This window comes from Arthrobacter globiformis (assembly GCF_046536215.2).
GTDB classification, from domain to species: domain Bacteria; phylum Actinomycetota; class Actinomycetes; order Actinomycetales; family Micrococcaceae; genus Arthrobacter; species Arthrobacter globiformis_E.
This window is the reverse complement of sequence record NZ_CM143421.1, coordinates 720,486-747,183: the sequence shown is the minus strand read 5'-3', so window position 1 is coordinate 747,183 and position 26,698 is coordinate 720,486. Positions and strand designations below refer to the sequence as shown.

Genomic DNA, 26,698 nt, shown 5'->3' with positions numbered 1-26,698 from the left:
GCCGGAACGTAATCGCCCCCGGGTAACAACCCATATCGTTGCCGCCGAGTCGCCCGGTGAGCGCAGAAGAAATGAGAAACTCAAACGAGAACCAGCCTGAGACCCGTTGACCCGAAAAATGGTGACATATTGCCGATGAGCATTCGCAACGTCATCCAACAGACTTTCGACGAATTCGGAACGACTCACAAAGGCCGTAAGAAATCCGGATCGTGGTACCTGTCCGGCTCGGACACGCTCATCGTCCTGAATCTGCAGAAGTCCAATTACAGCCCGCGTTACTACATCAACTTTGGCATCTGGTTTCTCGCGGTCGGACCATCGAACTATCCGAAAACGACCCACTGCCACCTCCAAACCCGCCTTGAGGCCCTAGTAGCCGACGACGACCGGCCGCGGCTCGAGGGGCTACTCAATCTGGAGGAAATCATGCCCGACCACGTTCGTCACGATGAACTCCACGCCGCCCTGGATGACTGGCTCCTGCCCTTCGTCCAAACGGCGAGTTCGCTGTCAAGCATCGTGACTGCAGCGGGGCACCGCCTCCTCGCCAACTCGTTACTCGACCGAGACGGCCAGCGGATCCTTGCTAGGCTCCGACGGATGCCTTAGCAGACCAAGAAGAAGATTCAGGGCTCATATCCCACGAGCCAGTGGAGTCCGTGGCGGTCGATTACCTGGCCATCGGACGCGCCCCAGGGCTTCGGTGCAAGGGGATCAACGACCGTTCCGCCAACAGAAAGTTTGTCGAACCACTCGTGGAGAACTGCCGGCTCAGCAGTGCCCAGCAAAGAGAGCATGAGCCCCTCGACCCGGATCGCTTGCTCGCCCGCCGCTGCATCTGCTCCGGCCAAGCCGACTTCGCCCCGGAGCATACCGTGAGCAATGGCGGCCGGCGGCCCGTCGCTCCTGCCGAAGTCCTCGTAGGTATGCAAGGCGAGCTCACCGCCGAAAACATCCCTGTAGAAGGCAAGCGCAACCCGCGCCGTTCCGGGAAAAATAACATAGAGTTGAGGCGCTGCCATGCCCCCACTCTATACATCACCCGCCGTACCGAGGCTTCACGCCGTAAGCGGCCAAACGCTCGTCACTGTGGGTTAATCCGGGCGTTTGGAGATCGAGAAAATAGAGAACCGAGCGCTACGTGTTCAGCCCGGTAAGCGGACGGGTTGGCAGGTGGATCCAGCCCTCCTCACGCGCTGCGAGGCGCTGGTCCGGGCCGGGTAGCACGGTGCCTCGGCGGGCGGTGGCGCGGACTGTCAGGGATGCGATGACGGAATCGAGCAGATCGTCCGAGGCGGCCAGTTGGTTGCGGTAGGCTTCCAGGTCCAGCCAGGGTGCCGCGGCGGTGAGCTGGCCCAGCATGTCACCGCGGACTTCGGACTCAGGGATCCCGCGGCCCTTGTACCGGCGGGCTGAGATGCCCCATATCTTCAAGGAGCCTGCGGGGTAGACCTCGACAAGACGTCCCGTGCCGTCCCTGGGTTGAACGCCCCAGGCCTGCGCTATTTTGGCCTGAATAACGGCGCAGCGCATGGCCGGATGCGCCAGCCTGTCCGCTGACACGCTCAACGGAATCAGCCCTGTTTTCTCAGTGACGAAACGGTCGGTGGCCCGGTAGACAAGCTCACGGCGTCCCGCCAATCCGTCATGGCAGAGGACGGCATCTGGGTCTTCCCGGGAATGACCGAGAAGGAACGAGAGGAAGGGCGTCGGCCAGCCGAGAGGACAGTCGACGCCGGTCACGTCTGAGGCTCCGAAAAGCTCGACGACGGCTTCGTCCGTTACGCCGAGGGACAAGTGGACTAGCCTCGCTTGCCCGTCGCGCCACTCGATGACCGCAGCAGCCGTTCTCTTCGGATCAGCAGCCAGATCAACCCCAAGAGTCTTCACCCTGCCACTTTAACCACCAGAGAAACCTCAAACCCACGCACCGCTGCTTGCCGCCAGGGTGACTTACCTCCGGGCCCTTCCCGCTGGCTCCACGTTTCCTGCTTGTTCCTAGGAACCGTTCCGCCACAGCGATAATGGCACCACTTTCCGGCTGCATCCCGATTCGTCCAGGACGTGGCCCAGGCGTTTATAAGTCCTGACTACAGCCTGGCGGGAGATGACAGTGCTGCCGGGAGCCCGCTCGGACAGTTCGCGTTCGTAGGTCTGGACTTCCAGGTAGTTGCGGACCCACAGGGTGACCAGCAGGTTCTGCGCACCCAGGACTTGGGCGCTGAGCCGGCAGTTGCCCAAAGCAGCGAAGTAGCGTCCGACGTCGTCAACATGCTGGGCAGGGACGTTCAGGACAAGCGTGACTTCCCGGAGTCCCTGCTGGGCAGAAGTCGACGTATCGCACCGAAGCGCTATGTAGCCCGTTGCGAGGAACCGTTCCACCCGCCGTCGGGCTGTTTGCGGTGAGACGCCGCAGGCGGCACCCAGCTCTGCCCAGCTGGCACGGCCATCCCTGGTGAGTTCGTCCAGCAGCGCCGCATCAACCCGGTCCGGCGCGAAGGCCGGCTGCTCCCGGAGGGGTTCCGCGGATACGAGCCTGGCGCGTGCGGGTTCGAGGGTCCCGCTGCGCCAATCAGAGGCTTGCCGGTACAGCTTGGTGACGAAAACAACCTCGCGGTGCGTGACGCCGGGCAGTCCCGGGAAGGAGCCTATGACGATGTCCATCAGTTCGTCGTGGCTGGATGCGAAGCAGTCCACGAAGAGGTCGTGCGAGCCGGTGACCAGGGAGACGGTGCCGAACGCGGGTTCCGAGCACAGGCGTTCGATGAGTGCCTCACTGTCGCCGGGCGTCGAGGAGAGGTGGATGAACGCCGACCAGCCCGCATTGAGGTATCGCTGACCGGGAGCAGGCGTGATTCACGCCTGGCCGTGGCCGCTGAGGGCGTTCCATCGTCGTGCGACCGTTGGGCCCGACAGGCCCAAGGCATCCGCAACGCGGCTCCATTCCGCCCGGGGGTTGATCTGGAGCGCATTTACGATTTCAAGATCTAGCTCGGAGATCATGGCCGATTCATTCAATATTTCCTGCCTAAGCGCGATTTAGAACATTTCTAAGGCCAGTTTAGACGGCCGCCATAACGTGGTGACTTGCATCACGAGTGGCGGATCCCGCCGAAGACAGCAAGCACACCATAAGGAATCACATGGAAAGCAAGACGGCCACGGCGGACACAACACGCAGGACGATCGCGGGCATGATCCTGGCGATGGCATTGATTGAGTCCCTCAGCGGAGTTACGCAGGGATACCTGAATCCCATCCTGCCGGCGCTTGGGCCGGTCTTCGAGATCGACGACCCGACCATCAACGGCATCTTCCTCATCTCGAACGTCAGCTTTGCGGTACTCACCCCGATCATTTCCCGGCTCGGCGACAGCTACGGCTACCGGCTGGTGCTCCGTTGGTCCATCGGCGTCGTAGCGGTTGGCGTGCTTCAAATGGCCCTGTGGCCGTCACTGTGGACGGTAACGCTGGGTGTCGTCATGATCACCTGCGTGGTGGGCTTCATCCCGCTGATGATGGGAATCCTGCGCGTGAGCAGCCCCGCGCGTACCCGCACGGGCGTGAGCGTCATGATCGGCATGCTGATGATCATGGTGGGGGCCGGCGGGCTTCTTGCCGGCATCGTCGGCGTCACCGACCCGACGCTCGGATTCTGGGTGGCCGTCCCGTTCGCGGTGGCCGCCGTCGCCTGTTCGTTTGTGCTGCCCGACGCCGGGATCCCGACTCGTGAGGGCATCGCCCTGGCGCCGCTCCTGGCTTGCTCGCTCGGGCTGATTGGTTTTGTTGTGGCGCTCTCCATGGCACCCGAGTGGGGGTGGGTCGACGCCCGGACCCTGGTGGCCGGAGTGGCAGGGCTCGCACTTCTGGCGTACTGGGCCAAACGCGATTCCAGCGCCTCCGAAGGCCGCCGGTTCATGGACCTGCGCATGATCGCCAACCCGCGCATCCGCACCGTCTCGCTGGCTACCTTCTTCTTCGGCTTCGCTTCCATCAGCTACTTCGGCACGAATGGCATCTTCCTGCATGCCAGCCCGGACAAGACCGGTTATGGCTTCGCCCTGAGCCCCCTGATGATCGCGATTGTCCTCGCTCTGGCCTCAGTTCTCTCGCTGGTCTCCTCACTGCTGACCGCCAGGGCCATGAGGAAGTTCGGCGAACGCTCCACCCTGGTGTTCGCCGGCGTCCTGCTGGCGGCCGGCTTCCTGGTGATGGTGGCTGCCCACGGCTCGCTTGCGGGCTACTCCGCTGGTTTCGCCATGTTCAACCTGAGCCTGGGCATGTACCAGGCGGGAACCCGGGCGCTGTCCGTTGAAGGCGTCCCCTTGGAGGAAACTTCGACCGCGGCCGGGCTCAACGAACTGGCCCTGTCCGTAGGTGTCGCGGTAGGAGCGGCCGTGGTGAAGCTGATCTCTTCAGCGTCTGTGGAATCCGGGCACATCACTGAGGCCGGGCTTTTCCTGATCTGGGGGGCCTTGGCCGCCGCAGCCCTGGTCGCTGCCGCTGCCGGTGCCCGCTACCCGAAACGGCAGGCTATGGAGGCGAGTGCATGATGACCGGACCCAACAGCGAGATGCGGGGAACCGCCGTCGAGCACGTATCCCACGACGGCATCCAGGCAGCACTTGCTGCCGAGGTGGAACGCTGGCAGACGGACGTCCTGGATCTAAGCCATGCCATCCACGCAGACCCTGAGCTTGGCGGGCAGGAATTCCGTGCCGTCAAGCGGGTGCGGCGGCTGCTGAGGAAGGCTGGGTTCAGCTTTGATGAGGTCCAGCCCGGGCAACCCACGGCATTCAGTGCACGCTTCGGAACCGGTGACCTTGTGGTGGCACTCTGTGTTGAATACGACGCACTGCCCGCCATCGGCCATGCATGCGGGCACAACGTGAACGCTGCCAGCGCGGTTGGGGCAGCGCTGGCTCTGGCTGCCGTGGCGGAGGATGTCGGCATCACCGTCAAAGTGCTTGGGACCCCCGCCGAAGAGACCACGGGCGGCAAAGTGGACCTCATCGAGGAAGGGTTCTTCGACGACGTGTCCCTGGCGATGATGGCCCACGCCGCGGCAACTGATGTGGTTGGTGGTACGTCGTTAGCCATGTGCATGTGGAATGTGCTGTTTGAGGGGTATCCGTCGCATGCCGCCGCTGCTCCTTCGGAAGGCGTCAACGCCTTGGATGCGCTGGTTGTTGCACAAACGGCCATCGCCCTGGCCCGGCAGCAGCTGCCCGCCGGTTCGATCGTTTCGCTGATCGTCACCGAAGGCGGCAGCGCAGTGAACGTGATACCCGACCGGGCCCGGGCGACCATCGAAATGCGGGCTCCCGGCATCGCGAGCCTCAGCAGGATCCAGGACAGGGTGCGGCGGGCCCTTGAAGCGGGCGCCCACGCAAGCGGCAGCACGCTACAGATCACGCCGCACGGCAACGACTATGCCGAACTCCGTCAGGACGCTTTCCTCTCGGAGGCCTACCACGCAGCCATGACGTCACGGGGAAGGAGCGTTGCCTTCAGCGCAGAGCCCGTCGCCTCCACAGACATGGGGAACGTTTCACAGACTGTGCCAAGCATCCATCCGATGGTCGGCTATGACGTGAGGGGCAGTGCCCACCACACCGCAGAATTCGCCGCGTTCGGGGCGTCAATAGGGGCGGACCAGGCAGTCCTGGACGCTTCCTTCGGCTTGGCAGCGGCCGCCTGCGCCGCTGCCCTGGACCGGGAGGAGAGGAACCGGCTGCTCCGCCAGGCACACGGGTTGGCATGTCAGGCCTGACCAACAGCGCGTCAGGATCGTGACGTTGTTGCTTCGGACGCCCGGGGGTCTCTCGTGCGCGTGCGACTACCCGCACAGGCCGGTACGTTCGGGGCCGGCCAGCCAGGCGTCAAGACAGTCGTTGTGTTCTCCGAGTCCGGGGGCAGGGACGGGGGTGGACGAGCCCAGGAGCCGCAGGGGGGAAGCCAAGGTGCGGAAGCCGTCAGATTCTGTATAGACCAGACCTCGGGCAATGCTGTGTTCGCTGGCCAATGCCTGGTTGACGGAAAGGACCTCCGAGGCAGGTACCTGGTGGGCATTGAGGATTTCCAGGGCCTCTTCGCTGGTCCACAGGGCGAGGGCTTCTTCCAGGGCCTCCCTGAATTCGGCCCGATGATGATTGCGTTGCCGGGCCTCGTTGAATCGTTGATCGTCGAGCCATTCCGGATGGCGGAGGGCCTGGGCGAGCCGTTGAAACAGTCGATCACCGGTGATGGCGATGGCAATGCTTCCAGTCTTTGTGCGGAAGGTTCCGAAGGGCGTGGACATGGCGTGGTCGCTGCCGCAGGCCACGGGTGTCTCCCCGTGCAGGGCCCGCAGCCCTACAGATTCGAGGATTGATACCAGGGAGTCGAGCATGCCAACGTCAACATGCTGGCCCCTACCTGTGATGCCCCGCTCGTTGATGGCTGCCAGGGTCGCGATCGCACCGTAGAGCCCCGGAACGATGTCTCCGATGCTTATCCCGACGCGGGTAGGCTCGCCGCCTGGCCACCCGGTAACAGACATGAGCCCGCTCATCGCCTGTGCAATGAGGTCATAGGCAGGGGCCTCGCGAAGAGGCCCCTGCTGCCCGAAGCCGCTGATGCTTATGACGACCAGACGCGGATTGATGGTCAACAGGCGGCTGGCCGGGATGCCCAGCCGGTCCATCACTCCCGGCCGGAAGTTCTCCACAACGACGTCGGAACGGCGGACGAGCTCCAGGAAGCTTGCCCGGTCTGCACCGTCCTTGAGGTTCATCGTGATGCCGTATTTGTTTCGGTTGAATAGCCGGTAGTAGGCAGAGTCACCGTTGTAGTCGGGGCCGAAATGCCGGGAGTCGTCGCCTCCGGCGCTTTCGATCTTGATGACTTCGGCGCCGAGGTCGGCAAGGATCATTGCGCAGAACGGGCCGGCCAGGACTCGGGAGAGGTCCAGGACGCGCAGGCCTTCCAACGAGCCTGGGCGGCCGGTGCTGGTGTGCGGAAGCGTTTCGGGGGTGTCATCCGTTACGTTCCGGAGTGCCGAAGGCTGAGAAAGCATGGTTTGTTCCTTACTGGTTTTAAGCGCTTGCTGTTATTGACGGATTGGTTAAATCACAGCGGACCAGCGGCAGGAGGGCCATGGTGTGGGCGGGCTGGCCGTACGGTATACCGGACAGCCGAGGGCGTATTCTGTGCTCATGAATCATTCCAGGATCCGGGCGAAAGTGCCTGCCGCCACGAACGTGCTGGCGGTTTTGAGGTATCTGGGGAGCCAGGCCGGCCCGGTCGGGGCTTCTGTGATCGCCAGGGATGTGGGCTTGGCGCGGTCCAGTACATATGACCTGCTGCAGGCGCTGATGGATGACGGTTTTGTTGTCCACCTGCCGGAGGAACAAAAGTATGCCTTGGGTGTGAGTGCCCACGAACTGGGGACCGGGTACTCCCGGCAGGTGCCCCTCCAGCGGATCGGACGCTTTCCCTTGTCCAAGCTTGTGGCACGGACCCGCCGCACAGCGCATCTGGCCGTGATGCATGGGCGGGATGTCATTTATGTGATCGAGGAGCGGGCGCCCCGGCAGAGGCCGTTGGTGACGGACTTGGGCGTACGGCTGCCGGCGCATCTGACCGCCAGCGGGCGGGCGATGCTGGCCTGGATGGAGCCGGCCCAGGTAGCAGCGCTCTACCCTGACCGGGACGCCTTCACATCCCGCCTTGAAGACGGTCCGCAAACCCTGCCGGAGCTCCAGGAACTCCTGTCCCGGATCCGCAAAGCTGGCTTCTCTTGGGAGCAGGATGAAATCACCGTGGGGTTTTCCTCCGTTGCCGTGCCGGTACTGGACCGCGAACAGTATCGGGTCGCGAGTGTGACATTGACAGTGGCGAACCGTGCCTTTCCCGCGCGGGCGGCAGCCGCCCGGGCCGCCGGCGGGGAGCGAACCCATCATGAGCGAACAGTCCGGCTGGAGGACATGGCGAAGGAATGGGTGCCTGAAGTGGCAAGGTGCGCAAGGGAAATATCGCGGAGGCTGGGGCCGGCCGGCTAGCTAACCGGCCGGGCAGGCAGAAGACCGCCCAGCTGCTATTTCGGCAGCTGGGCGGTCTGAGGCCGTGTCAGGGCACTAATTTCACCCTCTTAAAAAACTCCTTCGGACTCGCGGTGGTTCGGTACCGCTTGGGCTGCTTCGTCGCTGGGGTAAACCATTTCGGCGGGGGGATTGGCAGTCTTCTTGGCCAGCGGATAGTAAACAAGGGCAGTGGTCACGAGCCCGACCAGCCAGGAAATGTCTGCGCCGCCCAGGAGCTCCGTCATGGGTCCGGTGTAGAGGGTCTGCGCCAGGAACGGGATCTGAACGATGATGCCGAAGGCGTAGGTGGCAAGCGCCGTGACATTCCAGCGTCCGTACCGCCCGTTCAGATCGTAAAGCGCCGGGATGTCTACCTTTTCCTTGGAGATGAGGTAATAGTCCACGAGGTTGATGGAGCTCCACGGAATGAAGACCATGAGGAGCAGAAGCACAAAGTTTTTGAAGTTGGCGATGAAGTCAGGCGAGGCAAGCACTGCAATGAGCACCGACACCGCGATGAAGCCGACCACATATGCAAACCTTGTCCAGGCCGCGACGGCGGACTTTTGGGTAAACGCCGTGATGGACGTCAGCATGGTCATGTAGCCGCCGTAGGCGTTGAGGGTATTGACAGTCAGTTTTCCCACCACGATGACGAGGTAAATAACGACGGCGACGAGACCGCCACCGCTGAGGTTGCCGAGAAAGGCGACCTGACCGTCCAGGAAGCGTTCACCCTTGGGCAGGGCAAGTGCGGCGAACAGTGCACCAAGGGTCATTGACCACTGCGAGCCGATGATCGTGCCCAGATAGGAGGATCGGAAAGTGCTCCCGGTGCTGGTTTTGGTTGGCAGGTACCGGGAGTAGTCGGCCACGTAGGGCCCGTAGGTCAGCTGCCACCCGGCGCTCAGGGAGATAGCCAGCAGGAACGTGGGGAACTCGAAGTGGCCTGCCCCCATCACTGCCCCCACATCGAAGTTGGTGAAGAGCCGAATGCCCAGATACGTGAAGCCGACGATACCCACGATGGTGGAAACACGGCCCAACAGGTGGATGTATTTGTAACCCAGTGTCGCGACCAGCACCGTGAGCGCGCCGAAGCAAACCATGCCCAAGGCTGGCGTCCCCGTATGCAGTATCTCATCTACTGCCTGGCCGGCGAGGACGGTGCCCGTTGCGGCAAATCCGAGATACATAATGACCACCAGGACCAGGGGAATAACGGCTCCGAGAATGCCGAATTGGGCTCTGCTGGAAATCATTTGTGGAAGGCCGAGCCGCGGACCCTGTGCGGCATGCAGCGCCATCACTGCCCCGCCCAGGAGATTTCCGATGAACAGGCCGAGGATGGCCCAGAGCGCGTCCGCGCCGAAGAGCACTGCCAAGGCGCCGTCAACGATTGCGGTGATCTGCATGTTGGCGCCAAACCAGAGAGTGAATTGGTGGAACGGGGAACCATGCCGTTCACTTTCAGGGACGAAGTCGATAGTGCGGCGCTCCACGCGCGGACCGCCCGTCCCGGTTCCTGTATTCGCCTGCATTGCGTATTCCTTCTATTGGAATTGAAAAGTTCTCCCCGTGGGGTCATTTCCATCAGAGCATGATGTGGATCACTGGCACCGGCCCGGAGGGCGGGTGCTGTCCGGTGTACCGGACGTCGAGGCAAAAACTGTGATCCAGCTCATCCGGGGAAAAGTATCTGGATTACCTTCGAAGAGCGGCCGTCGACGGGGGAATCCCCCCAGAGGCCTATCCACCCCAACGTCACCATCAGCCCCTTCATCGGAGGTACCACCATGGGCAACAAGACAACAGACGGCACCGTTCTTCCGTACCCAACGGCGGACTTCCTCGGCTATGAGGAACTCCTGCGGACAGAGGAACGCGTGCGCCTGCAGAGCGTCAGGGACTGGCTGGAGGCAGAAGTCCGGCCGATAGCCGGGGACCACTGGAACCGCAGCGTATTTCCCCAACACCTGATTCCAAAGATTGCCGAACTCGACATCATCAGCCCCGTCCGCCGGCAAGGTCACTCGCATCTGTTTGCCGGCATGCTTACCGCAGCCATCCACCGGGTAGATGCTTCCTTCGGCACGTTTTTCAGCGGACATGACGGGCTATTCACCGGTTCAATCGAATTGCTTGCATCGGAGGAGCAGAAGGCTGCCTGGCTCCCCGACATCTACGCGCTCAGGAAGACCGGCGTCTTTGCCATTACAGAACCCCTTGCCGGTTCCGACGTGGCAGGAGGAACCCGGACGACCGCCCGCAGGGAGGGCGGGCACTGGGTTCTCAATGGTGAAAAGCGCTGGATCGGCAACTCCACCTTCTCCGATTACGTCATCGTGTGGGCCAAGGATGAAGCCGACGGCCAGGTCAAAGGCTTCCTCGTCGAAACCGGCCTTCCGGGATTCAAAGCGACTCTGATTCCGAACCGGATTGCCCTCCGGGCCGTCCAGAACGCCGACATAGTTCTGGACAACGTACGCGTACCGGGCGACTTCAAACTCGCCGGGGCCAACAGTTTCCGCGATACCAACAAAGTGCTCAAGTCCACCCGCGCTACCGTCGGGTGGCAGGCAGTCGGCCTGCAGATGGCCGCTTTCGACGTCGCCCGGAAGTACGCGTCGAACGCCGCCAGTTCGGTAAACCGATCGCCAGCTACCAGCTCATTCAGGAACAGCTGGTAACCATGCTGAGCAACGCGATGAGCTCCATGGGCATGATGGTCCGGCTCGCCCAGCTTGAAGAGGCGGGGACAAGCAAGAATGAACACTCGGCCATGGCGAAAGCCTTCACCACCAAAAGAATGCGCGAGACAGTCGCCATGGGCCGCAGCATCCTTGGGGGCAACGGCGTGGCCGTGGATTACGAGATCGGCAAAATATTCTGTGACGCCGAAGCGATCTACACCTATGAAGGCACCTACGAAATCAACACTCTCGTGGCAGGCAGGGCCATAACCGGAGTGGCTGCGTTCACCTGAGCGGCCACCAGCATCCTTCCGGCAGTCTCCCATACCGGACAGCCGACCCATCCCTGACCTGTCGTGGAACCCGTTCGCTGGGATTCCATGGAGGCAGAAGATCTCCTGCCCGCTGATGCGGCGACAACAGCGGCTTTCAGACAGACCTCCACCTACCAAAGGAAACATCATGTCCACTTCACACGGCTCCGCCGATTTCACTACCGGTGCCCGTCCGGTCAAAGCAGCCCGCGGCACCGAGCTCACCGCCAGGTCCTGGCAGACCGAGGCGCCCCTGCGCATGCTGATGAACAACCTCGATCCCGAGGTGGCCGAACGCCCGGATGACCTGGTGGTCTATGGCGGCACCGGCCGGGCCGTGCGTTCCTGGGCCGCGTTCGACGCGATCACGCGGACCCTGGAAACGATGGAGAAGGACGAGACCCTGCTGGTCCAGTCCGGCAAGCCGGTGGGCGTGTTCCGCACCAACGAGTGGGCACCGCGGGTGCTGCTGGCCAACTCCAACCTTGTTGGTGACTGGGCCACGTGGCCCGAGTTCCGCCGGCTCGAGGCCGAGGGCCTGATGATGTACGGGCAGATGACGGCCGGTTCCTGGATTTACATCGGCACCCAGGGCATCCTGCAGGGCACGTTTGAGACGTTCGCCGCGATCGCCCGCAAGCTCACCGGGGACGGCAACGGCACGCTGGCCGGGACCCTGACCCTGACCGGCGGGTGCGGCGGCATGGGCGGGGCGCAGCCGCTGGCCGTGACCCTGAACGAGGGCGCCTGCCTGATTGTCGACGTCGACGAGACCCGCCTGCGCCGCCGGGCCGGCAAGCGCTACCTGGACGAGGTGGAGACCGACCTGGACGCCGCGATCGCCAAGGTCATGAAGGCCAAGGAAGAGCGCCGCGGCTGGTCCGTCGGGTACGTCGGGAACGCCGCCGAGGTGTTCCCGGAGCTGCTGCGCCGCCACCAGGCCGGTGAGCTGGCCATTGACATCGTCACGGACCAGACCTCCGCGCATGACCCGCTGTCCTACCTGCCGGAGGGCATTTCGGTGGAGGAGTGGCACCGTGAGGCCGAGGCCGACCCGGAGGGGTTCACGAAGAAGGCGCAGGCGTCGATGGCCAGGCACGTCCAGGCGATGGTGGAGTTCCAGGACGCCGGCGCCGAGGTGTTCGACTACGGCAACTCGATCCGCGACGAGGCCCGCAAGGGCGGCTACGGCCGGGCGTTCGAGTTCCCCGGCTTCGTGCCGGCCTACATCCGGCCGCTGTTCTGCGAGGGCCTGGGCCCGTTCCGCTGGGTCGCGCTCTCGGGTGACCCGGAGGACATCGCCGTCACGGACAAGGCCATCAAGGAGCTGTTCCCGGAGAACCAGCACCTGCACCGCTGGATCGACGCCGCCGGTGAGCGCGTCGAGTTCGAGGGCCTGCCGGCCCGGATCTGCTGGCTGGGCTACGGCGAACGCGCCAAGGCCGGCCTGCTCTTCAACCAGCTGGTCAGGGAGGGCAAGGTCAAGGCGCCCATCGTGATCGGCCGCGACCACCTGGACTCGGGCTCCGTCGCCTCCCCGTACCGGGAAACCGAGGCCATGGCCGACGGCTCGGACGCGATCGCGGACTGGCCGCTGCTGAACGCGCTGATCAACACCTCCTCCGGCGCCACCTGGGTCTCGATCCACCACGGCGGGGGAGTGGGCATCGGCCGTTCCATCCACGCCGGGCAGGTCTCCGTGGCCGACGGCACCGACCTCGCCGCCGAAAAACTCGCACGGCTCCTCACCAACGACCCCGGCATGGGCGTCATCCGCCACGTCGACGCCGGCTACGACCGCGCCATCGACGTCGCCAAGGAACGCGGCGTCCGCATCCCCATGCAGGAATCCCGCGGCTCCGGTCGCTGACCACCCGGAACAGGGAGTGACCTGATGGCAGACGCAATGGTCCTTGAACGCTCCGTCTCCCCGCTGGCTCACGCCGGCCTGCCCGCGCAACGCCAGACTGACCTCATCGAATGCGATGACGATTGCCTGTTTTGCCGGTGCCCGGAGACCGACTAGCCGGTCGCGGGGACCGGCAAAAACATAAGACACCTAAAGGGAACAAGAATGAGCGCCCATACAGAGGCACCAACGGTCAACGAACCAACGATTGGAACGCCGAGCAGCGTATGGAGGGTCCGCCGTGACGCCTGGGACTTCCTCCGTTATGCGGCCAAACAGTTGGCCTCCGACACGTCAGGGCCGCAAAATTCGAAACTGCAGAGCGAAGTCCGCAGGCTTCTGCGAGTGCTCGAAGCCATCGAAATGTACTGGGCAATGCCAGGACTGGCCTTCGTTGAGCGGCTGCGCGAGAAGGCTGAGGCGGGGGACTACAGGGACGTACTCGAATTGTCGACCACCGCGTCCTGCTCGCTGCCCGGCACGCAAAAGGAAGGGGAAGCAGACCAGCAAGCCGGCCGTCTCCGACGGGATGGTCATGGGTTGACCCGGGACGGTCGTCCCAAATTCGAGGTCCTGGTCATTGATGACACCACCGGACAGGACCAGGAGAACTTCAAGGAAGAAATGCGGAACCGTCGCCGCGCCGGTGATGACTTCCTGTACGAGCTCAATGTTGTTCCCAGCTTCGAGGACGCCATAGTCGCAATCCTGCTCAACCCCGATATTCAGGCATGCATTATCCGCCCGGGCTTTAAGTCCACGACATCACGCAGGCTTGGACGTGACCTGCTGAAGTTCCTCGACTCATTCATAGACGGAGTCCCCGACGAGGCACAACCTGTCCGCCGTATTCTGACATTGGCTGAAAGGCTGGCAGATCTCCGACCTGAGCTTGACCTATACCTGATGGCGGGGGTGTCCATAGAGAGGGTTGCGGGAGCCCTGACCCAGCGCTTCAGCCGTATATTCCGCAAGGATGACACCCTGGAACTGCACCTGTCGCTGCTGGCCGGCATCGCCGCCCGCCATGACACGCCCTTCTTCACCGCGGTGCAGCACCACAGCAGGAAGCCCACCGGAGTTTTTCACGCATTACCGATCTCCCGCGGTTCCTCGGTCGTGAACTCCAAGTGGATTCAGGACATGGGCGAGTTCTACGGCCTCAACCTCCTCCTGGCCGAGACGTCAGCCACCTCCGGCGGACTGGACTCCCTCCTGGACCCACACGGTTCCATCAAGGAGGCGCAGACCCTGGCAGCCAGGGCCTTCGGGTCGAAGAAGACCTTCTTCGTCACGAACGGCACGTCCACGGCCAATAAGATCGTCCATCAATCGATCGTTGCACCCGGGGATGTGGTGCTCGTCGACCGCAACTGCCACAAGTCCCACCACTATGCTCTTGTCCTTGCCGGCGCGCGGGTCGCCTACCTCGAGGCATACCCGCTGGACAAGCACTCCTTTTACGGTGCCGTTCCCCTGGAAAACATCAAGAAGATGCTCCTTGACTACAGGAGCGCAGGCCGCCTCGACGAGGTCAAAATGATCGCTCTCACCAACTGCACGTTTGACGGCATCGTCTACGACGCGGAGCGGGTTATGGCCGAATGCCTCGCCATCAAACCGGATCTTGTTTTCCTGTGGGACGAAGCCTGGTTCGCGTTCGCGGGCTTCCACCCCATCTACCGGCGCCGAACAGCAATGGCGGCCGCGCGCAAACTGGAGAACGACTTCAACGACCCTGCCTATGCCCAACGCCATGCTTCGCAGGCGCGGGTGCTTCACGACCCTGTCACCAGGCAACCCGTCGGCGATGAACAGTGGCTTAAAACGAGGCTTCTACCTGACCCCGCAAGGACCCGCCTGCGCGTCTATGCGACCCAATCAACCCACAAGACGCTCACGGCTCTCCGGCAGGGCTCCATGATTCACGTCTTCGACCAGGACTACGGCAACCTGAATGAAGAAGCCTTCCGTGAAGCGTATATGACCCACACCTCGACCTCGCCCAATTATCAGATTCTCGCTTCCCTCGATATCGGCCGACGGCAGGCCGAACTCGAAGGTTACGAACTCGTACAAAAGCAGACCGACCTCGCGGTCAGCGTCAGCCAGGCCATTGCACAGCACCCGCTCCTGCGGAAATACTTCCGCATACTCTCCGGCACGGACCTTATTCCCGAGGCCTACCGTCAGAGCCGTGTACCCAGCCCGTTGCGTGAAGGGCTGGCAGCGATGGAAGAGGCATGGCGGCTGGACGAGTTCGTCGTGGATCCAAGCCGCTTCACCCTCGACATCGGACGCACCGGCGTCGACGGTGACACGTTCAAGCACAAGTACCTCATGAACGAATTTGGTATCCAGGTCAACAAGACCTCACGGAACACCGTTCTGTTCATGACCAATATCGGTACCTCCCGCAGTGCAGTGGCGTACCTGATCGAGGTCCTCGTAAAGCTTGCTCGCACCTTCGAAGAAAGCACGACGGAAATGAGCACCCGAGCGAGGAAAAGCTGGGAGGGCCAAGTGGAGGCGTTGACAATGCAGCCACCCCCCTTGCCGGACTTCAGTCACTTCGCCGACCGTTACCGCACCACACCCTCCACCCCGGACGGCGACATCAGAACGGCCTACTTCGACACCTACAAGCAAGATGGCACGGCGTACCGGACACCCGCCCAGTTGAGGCAACAAATTGCGGCCGGAAAAGAAGTTGTCTCCGCTAGCTTCGTCACGCCATATCCGCCAGGTTTCCCGGTCCTGGTCCCAGGGCAGGTCATAACCCAGGGAATCCTTGACTACATGACGGCTTTGGACACCCGCGAAATCCACGGATACAACCCCGACTTCGGTTTTCGCGTTATGGCAGAACCAGAGGCGGATCAGCACGGCGCTTAGGTGAAGGCGGCTTCCGTCCCACGGCTACCAGGACGCCGGGCTGCGTACTGCCTGAACACGCAGTAACGACGGCGGTGCCCCACAGTTTATAACCGCACCCGCTGTTTGCCCCTCAGCCGGGTTAATGACGTTGGCGCCGGACTAAAAGTCCGGCGCCAACTTTGTCGTATGCCCGGGCGGACTACCTGTCCGCCACTCGCCACTAACCGATCGGTGTGGGTGGCTGCTCGCCGCGGAGCACGGCGAGCGTGTTGTCGGCGGCGAGCACTGCCATGGCGGTGCGCGTCTCGACGGTGGCCGAGCCGAGGTGCGGCACGAGTGTCACATTCTCCAGGTCCAGCAGCTCGGGGTGGACCTGCGGCTCTTTTTCGAAGACGTCCAGCCCGGCGCCGGCGATGACGCCCTCGCGCAGCGCTGCGGCGAGGGCCGCTTCGTCGACGATGGGTCCGCGGGCGGTGTTGATGAGGTACGTGGAGCTCTTCATCGCTGAAAGCTGCTCGGCGCCGATCAGGTGGTGCGTGTTCGGTCCGTAGGGACAGTGCAGCGAAATGACATCGGAAACAGTCAGGAGCTCGTCGAGGTCGACCCGCCGCGCCCCCAGTTCGGCGGCGATCGCGGGGTCGATCTCGCTGCGTGACTGGTAGACGATGTCCATGCCGAAGGCCTTGGCCCGGCGTGCTGTCGCCTGGCCGATGCCGCCCATGCCGACGACGCCCAGCGTCTTGCCCTGCAGGCTGGATCCGAGCAGGAAGAACATGCCCCATTTCCAGGCCTGGCCAGCGCGGATGAGCCGTTCGCCCTCGCCGAGCCGGCGGGTTGCCATGAGGATGAGCCCGAACGCGATGTCGGCCGTCGCCTCGGTAAGCACCCCGGGTGTGTTGGTGGCGACGATCCCGCGTTCGGTGCAGGCCGGCACGGTGATGTTGTCGTAGCCGACGGCGACGTTGGAGACGACCTTGAGCTGGGGGCCCGCGGCGTCGAGCAATTCGGCGTCGACGCGCTCGGTGAGCAGACTGACGATGGCATCGGCGCCGGCGACGCGGCGCAGGAGCTCGTCGCGGCTGATCGATTCCGGGCCGGCCCAGGCATCGACCTCGTGCTCGGCGCGAAGCTTTTCGAGTGCGGCGTCAGGAATGCGTCCTGTGACGACTACGCGGCTCATGCGGTCACGATCCATTCGCGCAGGCGGCCGAGGCCCTCGCGGATGGCTTCCGCTTCGATGCCCGAGTAGGCGAGCCGGATGTACTGCCGGTCCTCGCCGGGCAGCCGCCGGCCGAAGTGCTCCCGTGTGCAGAAGGAGACGCCGGTCTTGTACAGAGCGTCGGAGGCGAAGTCGCCGACCGCCGTGTAGCCCATGCGTTCCATGACCTCGGTGACGTCGGGGAACAGGTAGAACGTGGACTGCGGCACGGCGACGTGCATGCCGGGGATGGAATTGACGAGGTCGCATGCTGTGTCGCGGCGCGTCTGCAGGATGTCCAGCATCTGCTGCACGGAATCCTGGGGTCCGCGGAGCGCTTCGACGCCGGCCCACTGCACGTAGTGCGTGGTGCAGGACTCGTCGTTGGTGTTGAGCGTGCTGAGCACCTGGGCGATCTCGCGCGGGGCGACGGCGCAGCCCAGGCGTGAGCCGGTCATGGCGAACTTCTTGCTGAACGTGTAGAGGATGACGGTGCGCTCGGCCATGCCGGGAATCGAGGTGATCGAGCTTGAGACGCCCTCATAGCGGGTCTCGAAGTAGGCCTCGTCGGAGAGGACCCACAGGTCGTGTTCGATCGCGAGCTGTGCGATGGCCTCACGCTCAGCAGCAGTCGACTCGGCCGAGATGGGGTTCTGCAGGTCGTTGTAGATGATGGCGACCGTGTTCGGGGTGATCGACGCGCGGATCTGCTCGAGGTCGATCGCGAAACCGGTGCTGGTGGGCACATAGCGGTACGGCACGGCCGTGCCGCCGAGGTACTCGATCTGCGATTCGTAGATCGGGAAGCCGGGGTTGGGGTAGAGCACTTCCTGGCCGGGGTTCATGACAGCCTGCAGGAACTTCGTGATGACGGGCTTGCCGCCGGTCATCACCACCACGTTCTCGGGGGAGAACTCGATGCCGCGGCGCGAGCCGATGTCGTCGGCAAGGGCCTCACGCAGCTGCGGGATGCCGGGGCCGGGGCAGTAGCCCGTGTAGCCGTCGGAGATCGCCTTGTTCATCGCTTCCACGATGTTCGGGGCGGTGGGGATGTTGATGTCACCGAGGTGGAAGGGGTACACCAGGTTCCCCTTCGCCTTCCAAGCGGCGGCGGCTTGGGCGACGCTGAAGGCGGTTTCGGTGCCCAGGCGTTCAAGCCGGTGCGCGAGTTGCTGCATATTCCACTCCTCATCGAGTTGGCGTTCGATCATTCATTGACCACACCTAGTATAGAACTAATATATTAGAACGCGGAAGTTGATCGTCAAGTGAAGTTTCAGCAACTTTGGCCGCGATGGCGGGAACCTTCCAATTTCATCCCCTCCGCCACTGGATCACCGGCCAGCTGCAGGCAGGGCATCATTTCCTTCCCGTTGGGTACGGTATTTCCATGGCGGCATCCGATAAGCGCGAAGAGCCCGGCTCCACACTGCTGACTGTCATCATCGCCTTTACGGCGAACGCCCTCGTGGCGGCCGCCAAGTCGGTGGCAGCCGTCCTCACCGGATCTGCCTCCATGACCGCAGAAGCCGCGCATTCCTGGGCGGACACCGGCAACCAGGTGTTCCTCTTCATGGCGGAGCGGCGTTCCCGGCGCCCGCGGGACGGAAGCCATCCAATGGGCTATGGCCGCGAGGCCTATGTCTGGTCGATGTTCGCCGCTTTCGGGCTGTTCACCGCAGGGGCGGTGGTGTCCATCATGCACGGCATCCAGCAACTCATCGAACCGGAGCCCGCGTCCGACTTCCTGGTGGCGTACGTGGTCCTGGCGGTGGCCTTCGTCCTCGAAGGATCTTCGTTCGTCCAGGCCTTCCGCCAGACCCGCGAGGCAGCCCGCGAGCTGGACCGGAACACCCTGGAGCAGGTCCTGATCAGTTCCGATCCCACCCTGCGCGCCGTGTTTGCGGAGGATGCTGCCGCGCTCGTCGGTCTGGTGGTTGCATTTGCGGGCGTGTTCCTGCACCAAATCACCGGATCGGCTCTGCCGGACGCCGTGGGCTCGATAATCGTCGGTGTTCTGCTGGCGGTTGTTGCCGTTGTGCTGATCGACCGCAACCGGCGGTTCCTGGTGGGGCAGGGCGTGACCCCGGACATCGAACGTTCAATGTCCCGCCGGTTGCTCGAACACCGGGATATCGCCCGGCTCACGTACCTCCACATGGAGTTCGTCGGCCCCCGCAAGCTGTACCTTGTGGCGGCGGTGGACCTGCAGGGCGATCACCCGGAACACGAAGTAGCCGTTGCCCTGCGCAGGATCGAGCGCGAACTGGAGGACCACGAAACCGTGGAGGAAGCCGTGCTGACGCTGGCGACTCCGGACGAGACCGCCTTGCGCTTCTAGGCAGGCGCAGTTATGACGAGGGCTGTGAGGAAAGCCCCGGCCAAAGAGAAATGACCGCAAAGATGAGGAGCGGCGCGGCCGTCGGCGAGAATGCGGTCGCATGCTATGCTCCCCACAATTCCACTCGAACGGGTGCAAGTCGCTTTCACTCAGGAGGTTTGCGATGCCGGACACCACCTGCCACATGTCGATCTCGCTGGACGGTTTCGTCGCCGGACCTGACCAGAGCCGTGAGAACCCCTTAGGGAAGCGGGGGCGGGAGCTGCACGGCTGGCACATCGGCGACCCGCGAGCCAACGATGCCGACAAGCTCGCGAACGAGTGGCTCATGCGGCCACGGGGCGCTTATGTGATGGGCCGGAACATGTTCAGCCCGATCCGAGGGGAATGGGATGAGGAATGGACCGGGTGGTGGGGCCCCGAGCCGCCGTACCACGCGCCGGTGTTCGTCCTGACCCATTACGAACATGACCCGATCCAGATGGAGGGCGGGACCACCTTCCACTTCGTCACCGGGGGTTTTGACGCGGCCTACGCTGCAGCATGCGAGGCCGCCGGGGACAAAGGCGTGGACATCGCCGGCGGTGCCTCGACTGTCCGGCAGGCGCTGATGGCCGACGTGGTCAACGAACTCACCCTCGACATCGCACCGGTCCTGCTTGGTTCGGGCGAGCGTATCTTCGACGGCGTTGAATCCTTCGGCTTCGAACCTGCCGAAGTGCTTCACTCTCCGCTGACCACCCACATCCGCTATCGCCGCGTCAGCTAGCTCGCAGGCTGATCAGAATGCCCCTACGAGGGCGTCAAATTGAGCCGCCAAGGAAAGCTGTTCGCTGTTGCGTGGGTTGAAAAGGGCCGGCTCCCGGCTGTCCGTGGCCTCGGCCTCGGTCATCCGCTGCCCGTACAGCGTCTCGAACGGTTCGCTGTCCGAATACACCAGACGGTGGAGACCGGTCATATTGAGTTCCTCGATGCAAGACGAGCAAATGGGCAAGTCGCGGATGTGGGCGTGACTCCGATTCGTCCAGCAGACGTCGCAGTAGATTGCTTCTTCGGGCATATCGGTTCCTAACTGTCATCGCCCGCCTCCCGGGGCTTTGTGCCGGCGACTTGCGAGCAGAAGCCAAGCAAGGGATAAGGCCGAGGCATGCGACCGCTAAGACCAGCTGTTGATCTGCGAGCTGGGCTTCAGCGTGTCGGGGGCAGGTTTGTCACGGAAGTTCGGTGCATCCATCGTCGGGTTGAACTCCTGTACTCAATTTTGCCAGCCCACCGCGTCAGAGTTGGCACGGGCGACCTGTGAGATTCGCCATTAGGGGAAACCGTCACCCCGGGCGGCGTCGTATCAGGCGATCGTATAAGCCAGTTGCTCGAGCCCCGCCAGGACGGCCGCTGACCTGATCAACGACTGACGCGTCAGGAATTACGACGGCGGCCGGTCACCCGGGGTTCCAGAGACCTTGGGTGACCGCCGCAACTGATCACGGCGTGGCGGCCCCGGTGCAGGGTGAGGGTCCCGTTGGCCAGGGCCTGGAAGGCAGCAATCCTGCGCCACATTTCCTTGGCGTTGGAGTACATGGGGAAGTGGCCGCTGTTGGGGATCTCCGCGAGGACCACGCCGTTTGAGGCAAGGTGCGGGAGGTAGCTGAGGGTTTTGTTCTGCTCGCCGTACATGAACATGCGGGGGAACGGCAGAGCCAGGAACTTCCCCATCAGTTCTGCGTTGTCGGAGAGGTCCACCATGGATTCGAAGATTCCGCGGACGGCACCGGCACGCACCTTGTAGCGGACGCTGGTGGCGTACAGCGGGCTGGAGTAGAAGGGCGCCGCCCAGTTGCGGGCGATGAAGTCCTCCAGGAACCGCTCGGGGTCCTCGTGCGGGTGCAGGAAAATCTGGCGGCTGAGGAAGCAGTCCTCTGGCGCCACGTTGCCCTCAATGTCCGTGAAGCTCGCCACCCGTTCCGGGTGCTGGTGGGCGAGCATTAAGGATGTCAGCCCGCCCATGGAATGCCCCACCAGGTCGAATCGGTCGATGCCCTGCCCGGCAAGGGCGGCCAGTGCTGTTGTGACCAGGAAGGGGATGGAGACTTTGCCAAGGTTTGAGCACTCGGATTCGCCGCAGCCGGGAGCATCGTAGGCGAAGATGGGCCTGCCGGCGAAGGCAGGGTGCAGCGCGGCATCGGCGTAGTCCTCCTTGGTGGAGCCGAAGCCGTGCAGGAACACGATGGGAAGCCCGGAGCCTTTCCTGCTGATGCAGGACAGCCGCACTTCGGTCCCGTCGATGGTCAGCGTCATCGGGTGCCTGGTTAGGGCGCCGGCGGTCACCGGGCCGCCTCAGCACTCAAGCCGTAGAGCTCGAGCGTGGTCTTGCCGGCGCGGATCTCGGCGATGATGCGGTGTTCGTCGCCGACGCGCTGGTCCGCGCGGCTGATGATGGCTGCGGCCGAGTCCTGGGGAAGGACGACGACGCCATCTGCGTCTCCGACGACCAGGTCGCCGGTGTGGACCACGATGCCGCCCACACGGACGGGGGAGCGCATGTCGCCGGGGTAGTCCTTGACGGTGCCGACGACCGTAACGTGGCGGGAGAAGACCGGGAAGTTCATGGCGCCCATTTCCTCGGAGTCGCGGACGCCCCCGTCGATGACGAGCCCGGCGATGCCGCGGTGCTGTCCGGCGACGGCGAGCACTTCGCCCCAGTGGCCGTAGGCTGCGCCCTGCAGGTCGACGACGAGGACGCTGCCGGCGGGTGCGGCGAGGACGGCGTTGTGGAGGGCGAGGTTATCCCCGCCGATGCCGCGGACGGTGAACGCGGGGCCGGCGACCTTGGCCCCGGGCCAGGCTGCCTTCAGGCCCGGGTCGCACGCGCAGGGAAGTTTCGCGGCTTCGTACAGGGTGGCTGCGGAGTGTCCGCCGGCTGGGTTGCTCATGCTTTCCTCGTCTGCAGGTCGTGGTAGCCGAGGTCGGCGCGGGCCTGGACCAAAGTGGATCCTGCCTTGACGGCCTCGATGATGCGGGCTTCGACGTCTTCGATGCGTTCGGCGATCTCAGCTATCTCTTCGGCGCAGGCAGCCGGGACGGCCAGGGCACCGTCGGCATCGCCGCAGATGATGTCCAGCGGGGAGATCTGAACGTCGTTGATCGTCACCGGCTTGTTGACGGCGACCAGGCGGACGCGGTCCTTGCCGGTGCGCATGAACCGGCCGCGGCTGAACAGCGGGTAGTCCTGGCGCAGGGCGGCGTTCAAGTCGCGGCAGACGCCATTGATGACGGTGCCGCCGATGCCGCGGGCGGCAGCGATTTCAGTCATGATGCCGCCCCAGACGGTGACATCGGTGCGGGCATGGTTATCGATGAGCACGACGGCGCCGGGCGGCACATCGTCAAGGAAGTCACCGACGCTGCCGCGCTCGGACCCTGCCGGTTCGTACTGGACGGTGAAGGCGGGCCCGCCGATCCGGAAGTCGTAGGTCAGCGGGGCCAGTCCGTGCAGGGTGCCGTGGATGCCGAGGGAATCCATGGCGTCGGAAATGGACGCTGTCGGGATCGCCTTCAGTCGGGCGGCAATGTTAGAGGTGGCGGTGTTCATCAGTGTCCTTCGGTGGTTCCGGCAAGGCGCGCGTCGCGCATGGCCTCGTGGAGGGCGACGCCGGCGCGCAAGTCTGCGGCAATGCCGCGTTCGCGTTCTGCGAAGGCCTGGGCTTTTTCCAGGACTTCTTCGGCGTGGGCGCGGGGGACGACGACGACGCCGGTTTCGTCGGCGAACACCACGTCGCCGCGGGTGACGGTGACGTTGCCGAGCCGGACCGGTTCTCCGGTGGAGCGCTGCTGCAGCCGGCCCCGGGCCGTCGCCGGGATCCGGCCCTTGGCGAAAACGGGGAAGCTCAATTCCCGGGCTTCGTTCACGTCGCGGACGGCGCCGTCGGCCACGACGCCGCGGACGCCGTTCAGTGCCGCGCCCAGGCTGAGGAGCCCGCCCCAGCAGGAAACGTCTGTGCGGCCCTCGTTGTTCACCACGATCACGTTCTCGTCCGTGGCGGCAGCCACGGCAGCGGAGCCGATGTGCGCGCCGGACGGCCCGGGGACATAGGGTTCGAGCTGGACGGTGACGGCGAAGCCGACCATTTTGGGATGACCCCAGACGGGAAGGAAGCCGGCCTGCCCGGGCGGCAGGCCCAGGGCATCCAGGGCATCAGAGACAGCAGCGGAATCCAACTCCGTGTAACCGGCCAGAAGAGCAGTGTTGGAAAAGGTCATGCTTCAAGTACAGCGGAGCACGTTGATAGAGTGAAGGTCTGATTCGCTATAGCTATGAGACGAAGGGCGACTAGATCAATGGTGGAGGTACGGCAGGCCAGGTACTTCATCGCCGTGGCCGAGGAACTGAATTTCAGCCGCGCGGCGGACCGGCTGAACATGTCCCAGCCGCCCCTGAGCCAGGCCATCCTGCAACTGGAACGCCAGCTGGGCCTCACACTGCTGAACAGGTCAAGCCGCAGCGTTCTGCTGACCGATGCCGGGCAGGTGTTCCTTGAGCAGTGCCGGCTGCTCGTGGGGGCATCCGAACGAGCCCGCGAGGTCGCGGCCCTGGCAACCGGCGGCCTGGCCGGCACTCTGCGCATCGGCGCTGTGACCTCGGCGTTCGCTGAAACCCTTCCCCGGATCCTGAAGCGCTTCCGCGCCTCCCGGCCGCTCGTGGAGCTGCACGTCCGGGAGATCGACTCCCACCACGGACGCAACGCCCTCGAGCGGAGCGAACTCGACCTCGCCATCATCCGGCAAACCCCGACCGGCAAACGCCTGACCTCGGTCCCTCTGCGGCGGGACCACTTTGTCGTCGCCATGCCCGAAGACCACCGGCTGGCCGGCGCCGAGGGGCCAGTCAGTCTGGCAGAGTTCCGCGACGACCCCTGGGTGTGGCTGCCGCGGCACATCTCCCCGGACTACCACGACGAACTCGTCACTGCCTGCCGCCAGGCAGGCTTCAGCCCGGAAGCCCAGCACTACGCGAATTCCATCAACTCCCAGCTCGCCATGGTGACATGCGGGCTCGGGGTAACAATCGCCCCCGAATCCTCGGTCAGGCAGCAACGCCAGGGCCTGGTCTGGCGCGAGCTACGCAGACGCGTCGACCTGGTGGAACTCTCCGTGGTCGTCCGCGCCGGCGGCCACGAACCCCTCGTAGAACACTTCATCGCCTGCACGACGCCGGAGGGGGAGCGCGCGGAGGACGTGGCCGGATAACGTCCAAGAACTGCGGTGAAGGCGGCACCCGCGGGGCGCCGGGCCGAACATGTGGTGACTACACGGCTGATCCCCACGCACCTCCCAGATTTGCCCAGCATCCTGAAAGGGCATGCAACTAAAACTCTTGGAGTGGCAGCAAGAAGGAAAGTTGGCAGGATGGCCATGGTTGAAAACCCCGGACGGACTTCATCGCCGGTGCTCTTCTGGATCGTGATATGCACGGTCCTGGCAGTCACCGCGGCAGCATTTTGGTACTTTACCGTCACTACCGTCATCCCCTTCATCGCAGCAGTGAGGGAGGCGTACTTTTAGGCACGGCGGCGTCGGTTCCCTTATTCGTCCCTGCGCTCCCGCTGGAACGCCCTCACCGCTGCGCCCACTGTTGGGTAGAAATGTTCGGGCGTGAAGCGGGCGCCCGTGCCGTAGCGCAACAGTCTGTCTTTGACCGGTCCTTTAAGTTCGGCGAAGACCAGGTCCACGCCGTGCCGGTCCAGCCATTCATCGAGCTGCACCAGCTCGTCCAGTGCCGTCGTGTCGATTCCCGTCACAGGCTCTGCCGCCAAGACTACGCGCTGCGTGCCGTCCGCCGCCTGGTCCAGTTCGTCACGCACAAAGGATCCCAGCAAGGCTCCGTTGCCGAAGAACAGCGGCGCGTCGAAGCGCAGAATTATCATGCCGGCTATGCGTTCACCCTCGGGGTGACGGCTTAGGTCGTGATACCCCGGCACCCCAGGGACGTCCACCAGTTCAGCGCGGTAAGGGTTCCAGGCCCGGCGGATGAAATCCAGGATAGCCAGGCCGATGGCAACGGCGATGCCCGGGAGGACGCCCAATACGGTGATCCCCAGGAATGCCGCGAGCATCACCAACGATTCACTGCGGCTCATGCCGATGAGTCGCCGCACACCGGCGGGGTCGGCAATTCCTGCAGCTGCGGCGATGACAATCGCGGCGAGCGTTGCGGCGGGCAGGAACTCGGTGGCACCCGGCGCTGCGAGCATGAAGCCGAGCACCAGCACCGCGCCTACTGCGCCCGTCAGCTGTGATTTCGCCCCCGACTCGACTGCCACCGGTGTCCGGGAGGTGCTGGCCGATACAGGGAAGCCGCCCAGCAGCCCAGCGGCGGCGTTTGCGGCGCCCAGGGCTGCCATCTCATGGTTTCCCGATACCCTGCCGTCTCCGGCGACGGCCAACGATTGGGATAGGGTTCCGGTATCAACGAAGACGATGAGAGCGATCGCGGCGGCGGCGGGCAACAGGGTCACGACGTCGGCCCAGTCAATTCCGGCGAGGGCCGGTGCGGGGAGCCCCTGTGGGAGGGGCCCGGTGACCTTCAGGTTTTCGCGGAGTCCCAGCAGTCCCACGGCGATGCAGGACAAAACCACTGCAACAAGCACGCCCGGAACCTTCCATTTCAGCCAGCGGGGAATCGAAATGAGCGCCAGTGAGAACAGGCCGAGAAGCAGCGCCGTCAGGTTGGCCCCGCCGGCAATCACCTTCGGGGCGGCGGCAATAAGTTTGTCCCAGGGTGTGCCGCTTTCCACGGAGATCCCCAGCAGGGTGGGAAGCTGGGAAACTGCCACCAACAGGGCGATGCCGTTAAGGTAGCCAAGCCGGATGGGCTTCGACAGCAGTCCGGTGACGATTCCCAGTCTCAGCACCGAGCCGAGGAGCAGGATGCCGCCAATCATTATGGCCAGCAGACCCGCCAGCGCAACGGATTTCTGCTCGTTGTCCGCGGCCAGGGGAACCAGGGCTGCAACGATCATCGGCGCGAGCGCGGAGTCCGGTCCCAGCACCAGTACACGCGATGGCCCTACTGCCGCGTAGACAATCAGGGACACTACCGTTGCGTAGAGACCGGTCACCGGTGGAAGGCCGGCGGCCTGGGCATACGCCATCCCCGCGGGGATCAGGATCGCGAAAAGCGCGGCGCCGGCCATCAGGTCGTGCCGAAGCCACGCGATCTTGTAGCCGCGCAGGGCTGGCGGAACCGGCCAGACTATGGTCTTTCCGGATCGGCGCATATTCCGATAATGGCCCATCCTGCCCC

Annotated in this window: 23 protein-coding genes and 1 pseudogene; 10 read left to right on the top strand and 14 right to left on the bottom strand. The window is 63.9% G+C overall.

The window, feature by feature from the left end; translation table 11 throughout:
* Nucleotides 1–135: 135 nt before the first annotated feature.
* The gene (locus R5O87_RS03455; RefSeq protein ID WP_410557597.1) at nt 136–612 is read left to right on the top strand and encodes a DUF4304 domain-containing protein; all 477 of its coding nucleotides are present in this window, start codon (nt 136–138) and stop codon (nt 610–612) included.
* A 17-nt stretch (nt 613–629) separates the two neighbouring features.
* On the opposite strand, the gene R5O87_RS03450 is transcribed toward R5O87_RS03455, so the two are convergent.
* From R5O87_RS03450 to R5O87_RS03435, 4 genes are all read right to left on the bottom strand, one after another.
* Nucleotides 630–1,025: a VOC family protein gene (locus R5O87_RS03450; protein WP_410557595.1), complete on the bottom strand. Its 396-nt coding sequence runs from the start codon at nt 1,023–1,025 to the stop codon at nt 630–632.
* Nucleotides 1,026–1,140: 115 nt separating this feature from the next.
* A complete protein-coding gene (locus tag R5O87_RS03445; RefSeq protein WP_410557594.1) occupies nt 1,141–1,893 on the bottom strand; it encodes a DUF429 domain-containing protein in 753 nt (250 codons plus the stop codon).
* A 108-nt stretch (nt 1,894–2,001) separates the two neighbouring features.
* Entirely contained in the window at nt 2,002–2,700 is a 699-nt protein-coding gene (locus R5O87_RS03440; protein WP_410557593.1) for an Lrp/AsnC family transcriptional regulator, read from the bottom strand.
* Nucleotides 2,701–2,859: 159 nt separating this feature from the next.
* Nucleotides 2,860–3,006 carry an AsnC family protein gene (locus R5O87_RS03435; RefSeq protein ID WP_410557592.1) on the bottom strand — a complete coding sequence of 49 codons (147 nt, stop codon included), beginning with the start codon at nt 3,004–3,006 and terminating at the stop codon, nt 2,860–2,862.
* Nucleotides 3,007–3,146: 140 nt separating this feature from the next.
* Here R5O87_RS03435 and R5O87_RS03430 point away from each other — a divergent pair, with 140 nt between their 5' ends.
* Entirely contained in the window at nt 3,147–4,556 is a 1,410-nt protein-coding gene (locus R5O87_RS03430) for an MFS transporter (protein WP_410557591.1), read from the top strand.
* Nucleotides 4,553–5,776, top strand: coding sequence for an amidohydrolase (locus R5O87_RS03425; RefSeq protein ID WP_410557590.1), 1,224 nt, complete (start codon nt 4,553–4,555; stop codon nt 5,774–5,776). The genes R5O87_RS03430 and R5O87_RS03425 overlap by 4 nt, the downstream gene beginning before the upstream one ends.
* A 66-nt stretch (nt 5,777–5,842) precedes the next feature.
* Here R5O87_RS03425 and R5O87_RS03420 read toward each other — a convergent pair whose 3' ends face one another.
* Nucleotides 5,843–7,060 (bottom strand): CaiB/BaiF CoA transferase family protein, encoded by a 1,218-nt coding sequence (locus R5O87_RS03420; protein ID WP_410557589.1) that lies wholly within the window; start codon nt 7,058–7,060, stop codon nt 5,843–5,845.
* Between the two features lie 166 nt (nt 7,061–7,226).
* Here R5O87_RS03420 and R5O87_RS03415 point away from each other — a divergent pair, with 166 nt between their 5' ends.
* Entirely contained in the window at nt 7,227–8,045 is an 819-nt protein-coding gene (locus tag R5O87_RS03415; RefSeq protein WP_410557587.1) for an IclR family transcriptional regulator, read from the top strand.
* 89 nt (nt 8,046–8,134) lie between these two features.
* Here R5O87_RS03415 and R5O87_RS03410 read toward each other — a convergent pair whose 3' ends face one another.
* The gene (locus tag R5O87_RS03410; RefSeq protein ID WP_410557586.1) at nt 8,135–9,607 is read right to left on the bottom strand and encodes a purine-cytosine permease family protein; all 1,473 of its coding nucleotides are present in this window, start codon (nt 9,605–9,607) and stop codon (nt 8,135–8,137) included.
* 255 nt (nt 9,608–9,862) lie between these two features.
* Between R5O87_RS03410 and R5O87_RS03405 the strand changes: the two are divergent.
* From R5O87_RS03405 to R5O87_RS03395, 3 genes and pseudogenes are all read left to right on the top strand, one after another.
* Nucleotides 9,863–11,052 (top strand): annotated as a pseudogene (locus R5O87_RS03405) (acyl-CoA dehydrogenase family protein).
* Between the two features lie 169 nt (nt 11,053–11,221).
* A complete protein-coding gene (gene hutU, locus R5O87_RS03400) occupies nt 11,222–12,943 on the top strand; it encodes a urocanate hydratase (RefSeq protein WP_410557585.1) in 1,722 nt (573 codons plus the stop codon).
* A 204-nt stretch (nt 12,944–13,147) separates the two neighbouring features.
* Nucleotides 13,148–15,877 carry an aminotransferase class I/II-fold pyridoxal phosphate-dependent enzyme gene (locus R5O87_RS03395; RefSeq protein ID WP_410557584.1) on the top strand — a complete coding sequence of 910 codons (2,730 nt, stop codon included), beginning with the start codon at nt 13,148–13,150 and terminating at the stop codon, nt 15,875–15,877.
* A gap of 202 nt (nt 15,878–16,079) precedes the next feature.
* On the opposite strand, the gene R5O87_RS03390 is transcribed toward R5O87_RS03395, so the two are convergent.
* On the bottom strand, nt 16,080–17,039 hold the full coding sequence (locus R5O87_RS03390; protein ID WP_410557583.1) for a 2-hydroxyacid dehydrogenase: 960 nt from the start codon (nt 17,037–17,039) through the stop codon (nt 16,080–16,082).
* On the bottom strand, nt 17,036–18,235 hold the full coding sequence (locus tag R5O87_RS03385) for a pyridoxal phosphate-dependent aminotransferase (protein ID WP_410557582.1): 1,200 nt from the start codon (nt 18,233–18,235) through the stop codon (nt 17,036–17,038). Before R5O87_RS03385 ends, R5O87_RS03390 begins: the two co-directional genes overlap by 4 nt.
* Before the next feature lie 212 nt (nt 18,236–18,447).
* On the opposite strand from R5O87_RS03385, the gene R5O87_RS03380 reads away from it, so the two are divergent.
* The gene (locus R5O87_RS03380; RefSeq protein ID WP_410557581.1) at nt 18,448–19,398 is read left to right on the top strand and encodes a cation diffusion facilitator family transporter; all 951 of its coding nucleotides are present in this window, start codon (nt 18,448–18,450) and stop codon (nt 19,396–19,398) included.
* A 163-nt stretch (nt 19,399–19,561) separates the two neighbouring features.
* Nucleotides 19,562–20,167, top strand: coding sequence for a dihydrofolate reductase family protein (locus R5O87_RS03375; protein WP_410557580.1), 606 nt, complete (start codon nt 19,562–19,564; stop codon nt 20,165–20,167).
* 12 nt (nt 20,168–20,179) lie between these two features.
* On the opposite strand, the gene R5O87_RS03370 is transcribed toward R5O87_RS03375, so the two are convergent.
* The 5 genes from R5O87_RS03370 to R5O87_RS03350 all read right to left on the bottom strand — a co-directional run bounded on the left by R5O87_RS03370 (nt 20,180) and on the right by R5O87_RS03350 (nt 23,655).
* Nucleotides 20,180–20,458, bottom strand: coding sequence for a hypothetical protein (locus R5O87_RS03370; RefSeq protein WP_410557579.1), 279 nt, complete (start codon nt 20,456–20,458; stop codon nt 20,180–20,182).
* Between the two features lie 356 nt (nt 20,459–20,814).
* A complete protein-coding gene (locus R5O87_RS03365) occupies nt 20,815–21,723 on the bottom strand; it encodes an alpha/beta fold hydrolase (RefSeq protein ID WP_410557578.1) in 909 nt (302 codons plus the stop codon).
* Complete coding sequence (locus R5O87_RS03360; protein WP_410557577.1) at nt 21,720–22,328, bottom strand: RraA family protein; 609 nt, start codon at nt 22,326–22,328, stop codon at nt 21,720–21,722. The genes R5O87_RS03365 and R5O87_RS03360 overlap by 4 nt, the downstream gene beginning before the upstream one ends.
* Nucleotides 22,325–22,987 carry an RraA family protein gene (locus R5O87_RS03355; RefSeq protein WP_410557576.1) on the bottom strand — a complete coding sequence of 221 codons (663 nt, stop codon included), beginning with the start codon at nt 22,985–22,987 and terminating at the stop codon, nt 22,325–22,327. The genes R5O87_RS03360 and R5O87_RS03355 overlap by 4 nt, the downstream gene beginning before the upstream one ends.
* Nucleotides 22,987–23,655, bottom strand: a complete 669-nt coding sequence (locus R5O87_RS03350) for an RraA family protein (RefSeq protein WP_410557575.1) — start codon at nt 23,653–23,655, stop codon at nt 22,987–22,989. The genes R5O87_RS03355 and R5O87_RS03350 overlap by 1 nt, the downstream gene beginning before the upstream one ends.
* Before the next feature lie 78 nt (nt 23,656–23,733).
* Between R5O87_RS03350 and R5O87_RS03345 the strand changes: the two genes are divergently transcribed.
* Complete coding sequence (locus R5O87_RS03345) at nt 23,734–24,642, top strand: LysR family transcriptional regulator (protein WP_410557574.1); 909 nt, start codon at nt 23,734–23,736, stop codon at nt 24,640–24,642.
* A gap of 335 nt (nt 24,643–24,977) precedes the next feature.
* Here the strand turns inward: R5O87_RS03345 and R5O87_RS03340 are convergent, their stop codons facing one another.
* Nucleotides 24,978–26,672: a SulP family inorganic anion transporter gene (locus R5O87_RS03340; RefSeq protein ID WP_410557572.1), complete on the bottom strand. Its 1,695-nt coding sequence runs from the start codon at nt 26,670–26,672 to the stop codon at nt 24,978–24,980.
* Nucleotides 26,673–26,698 lie beyond the last annotated feature (26 nt).

Bases quoted from the DNA above. Each gene is read 5' to 3' on its own strand.
- R5O87_RS03390 (WP_410557583.1), bottom strand. From the start codon at position 17,039: ATGAGCCGCGTAGTCGTCACAGGACGCATTCCTGACGCCGCACTCGAA.
- R5O87_RS03425 (WP_410557590.1), top strand. From the start codon at position 4,553: ATGATGACCGGACCCAACAGCGAGATGCGGGGAACCGCCGTCGAGCAC.
- R5O87_RS03430 (WP_410557591.1), top strand. From the start codon at position 3,147: ATGGAAAGCAAGACGGCCACGGCGGACACAACACGCAGGACGATCGCG.
- R5O87_RS03450 (WP_410557595.1), bottom strand. From the start codon at position 1,025: ATGGCAGCGCCTCAACTCTATGTTATTTTTCCCGGAACGGCGCGGGTT.
- R5O87_RS03350 (WP_410557575.1), bottom strand. From the start codon at position 23,655: ATGACCTTTTCCAACACTGCTCTTCTGGCCGGTTACACGGAGTTGGAT.
- R5O87_RS03435 (WP_410557592.1), bottom strand. From the start codon at position 3,006: ATGATCTCCGAGCTAGATCTTGAAATCGTAAATGCGCTCCAGATCAAC.
- hutU (WP_410557585.1), top strand. From the start codon at position 11,222: ATGTCCACTTCACACGGCTCCGCCGATTTCACTACCGGTGCCCGTCCG.
- R5O87_RS03410 (WP_410557586.1), bottom strand. From the start codon at position 9,607: ATGCAGGCGAATACAGGAACCGGGACGGGCGGTCCGCGCGTGGAGCGC.
- R5O87_RS03345 (WP_410557574.1), top strand. From the start codon at position 23,734: ATGGTGGAGGTACGGCAGGCCAGGTACTTCATCGCCGTGGCCGAGGAA.
- R5O87_RS03360 (WP_410557577.1), bottom strand. From the start codon at position 22,328: ATGAGCAACCCAGCCGGCGGACACTCCGCAGCCACCCTGTACGAAGCC.
- R5O87_RS03420 (WP_410557589.1), bottom strand. From the start codon at position 7,060: ATGCTTTCTCAGCCTTCGGCACTCCGGAACGTAACGGATGACACCCCC.
- R5O87_RS03370 (WP_410557579.1), bottom strand. From the start codon at position 20,458: ATGCCCGAAGAAGCAATCTACTGCGACGTCTGCTGGACGAATCGGAGT.
- R5O87_RS03375 (WP_410557580.1), top strand. From the start codon at position 19,562: ATGCCGGACACCACCTGCCACATGTCGATCTCGCTGGACGGTTTCGTC.
- R5O87_RS03380 (WP_410557581.1), top strand. From the start codon at position 18,448: ATGGCGGCATCCGATAAGCGCGAAGAGCCCGGCTCCACACTGCTGACT.
- R5O87_RS03385 (WP_410557582.1), bottom strand. From the start codon at position 18,235: ATGCAGCAACTCGCGCACCGGCTTGAACGCCTGGGCACCGAAACCGCC.
- R5O87_RS03455 (WP_410557597.1), top strand. From the start codon at position 136: ATGAGCATTCGCAACGTCATCCAACAGACTTTCGACGAATTCGGAACG.
- R5O87_RS03395 (WP_410557584.1), top strand. From the start codon at position 13,148: ATGAGCGCCCATACAGAGGCACCAACGGTCAACGAACCAACGATTGGA.
- R5O87_RS03340 (WP_410557572.1), bottom strand. From the start codon at position 26,672: ATGCGCCGATCCGGAAAGACCATAGTCTGGCCGGTTCCGCCAGCCCTG.
- R5O87_RS03355 (WP_410557576.1), bottom strand. From the start codon at position 22,987: ATGAACACCGCCACCTCTAACATTGCCGCCCGACTGAAGGCGATCCCG.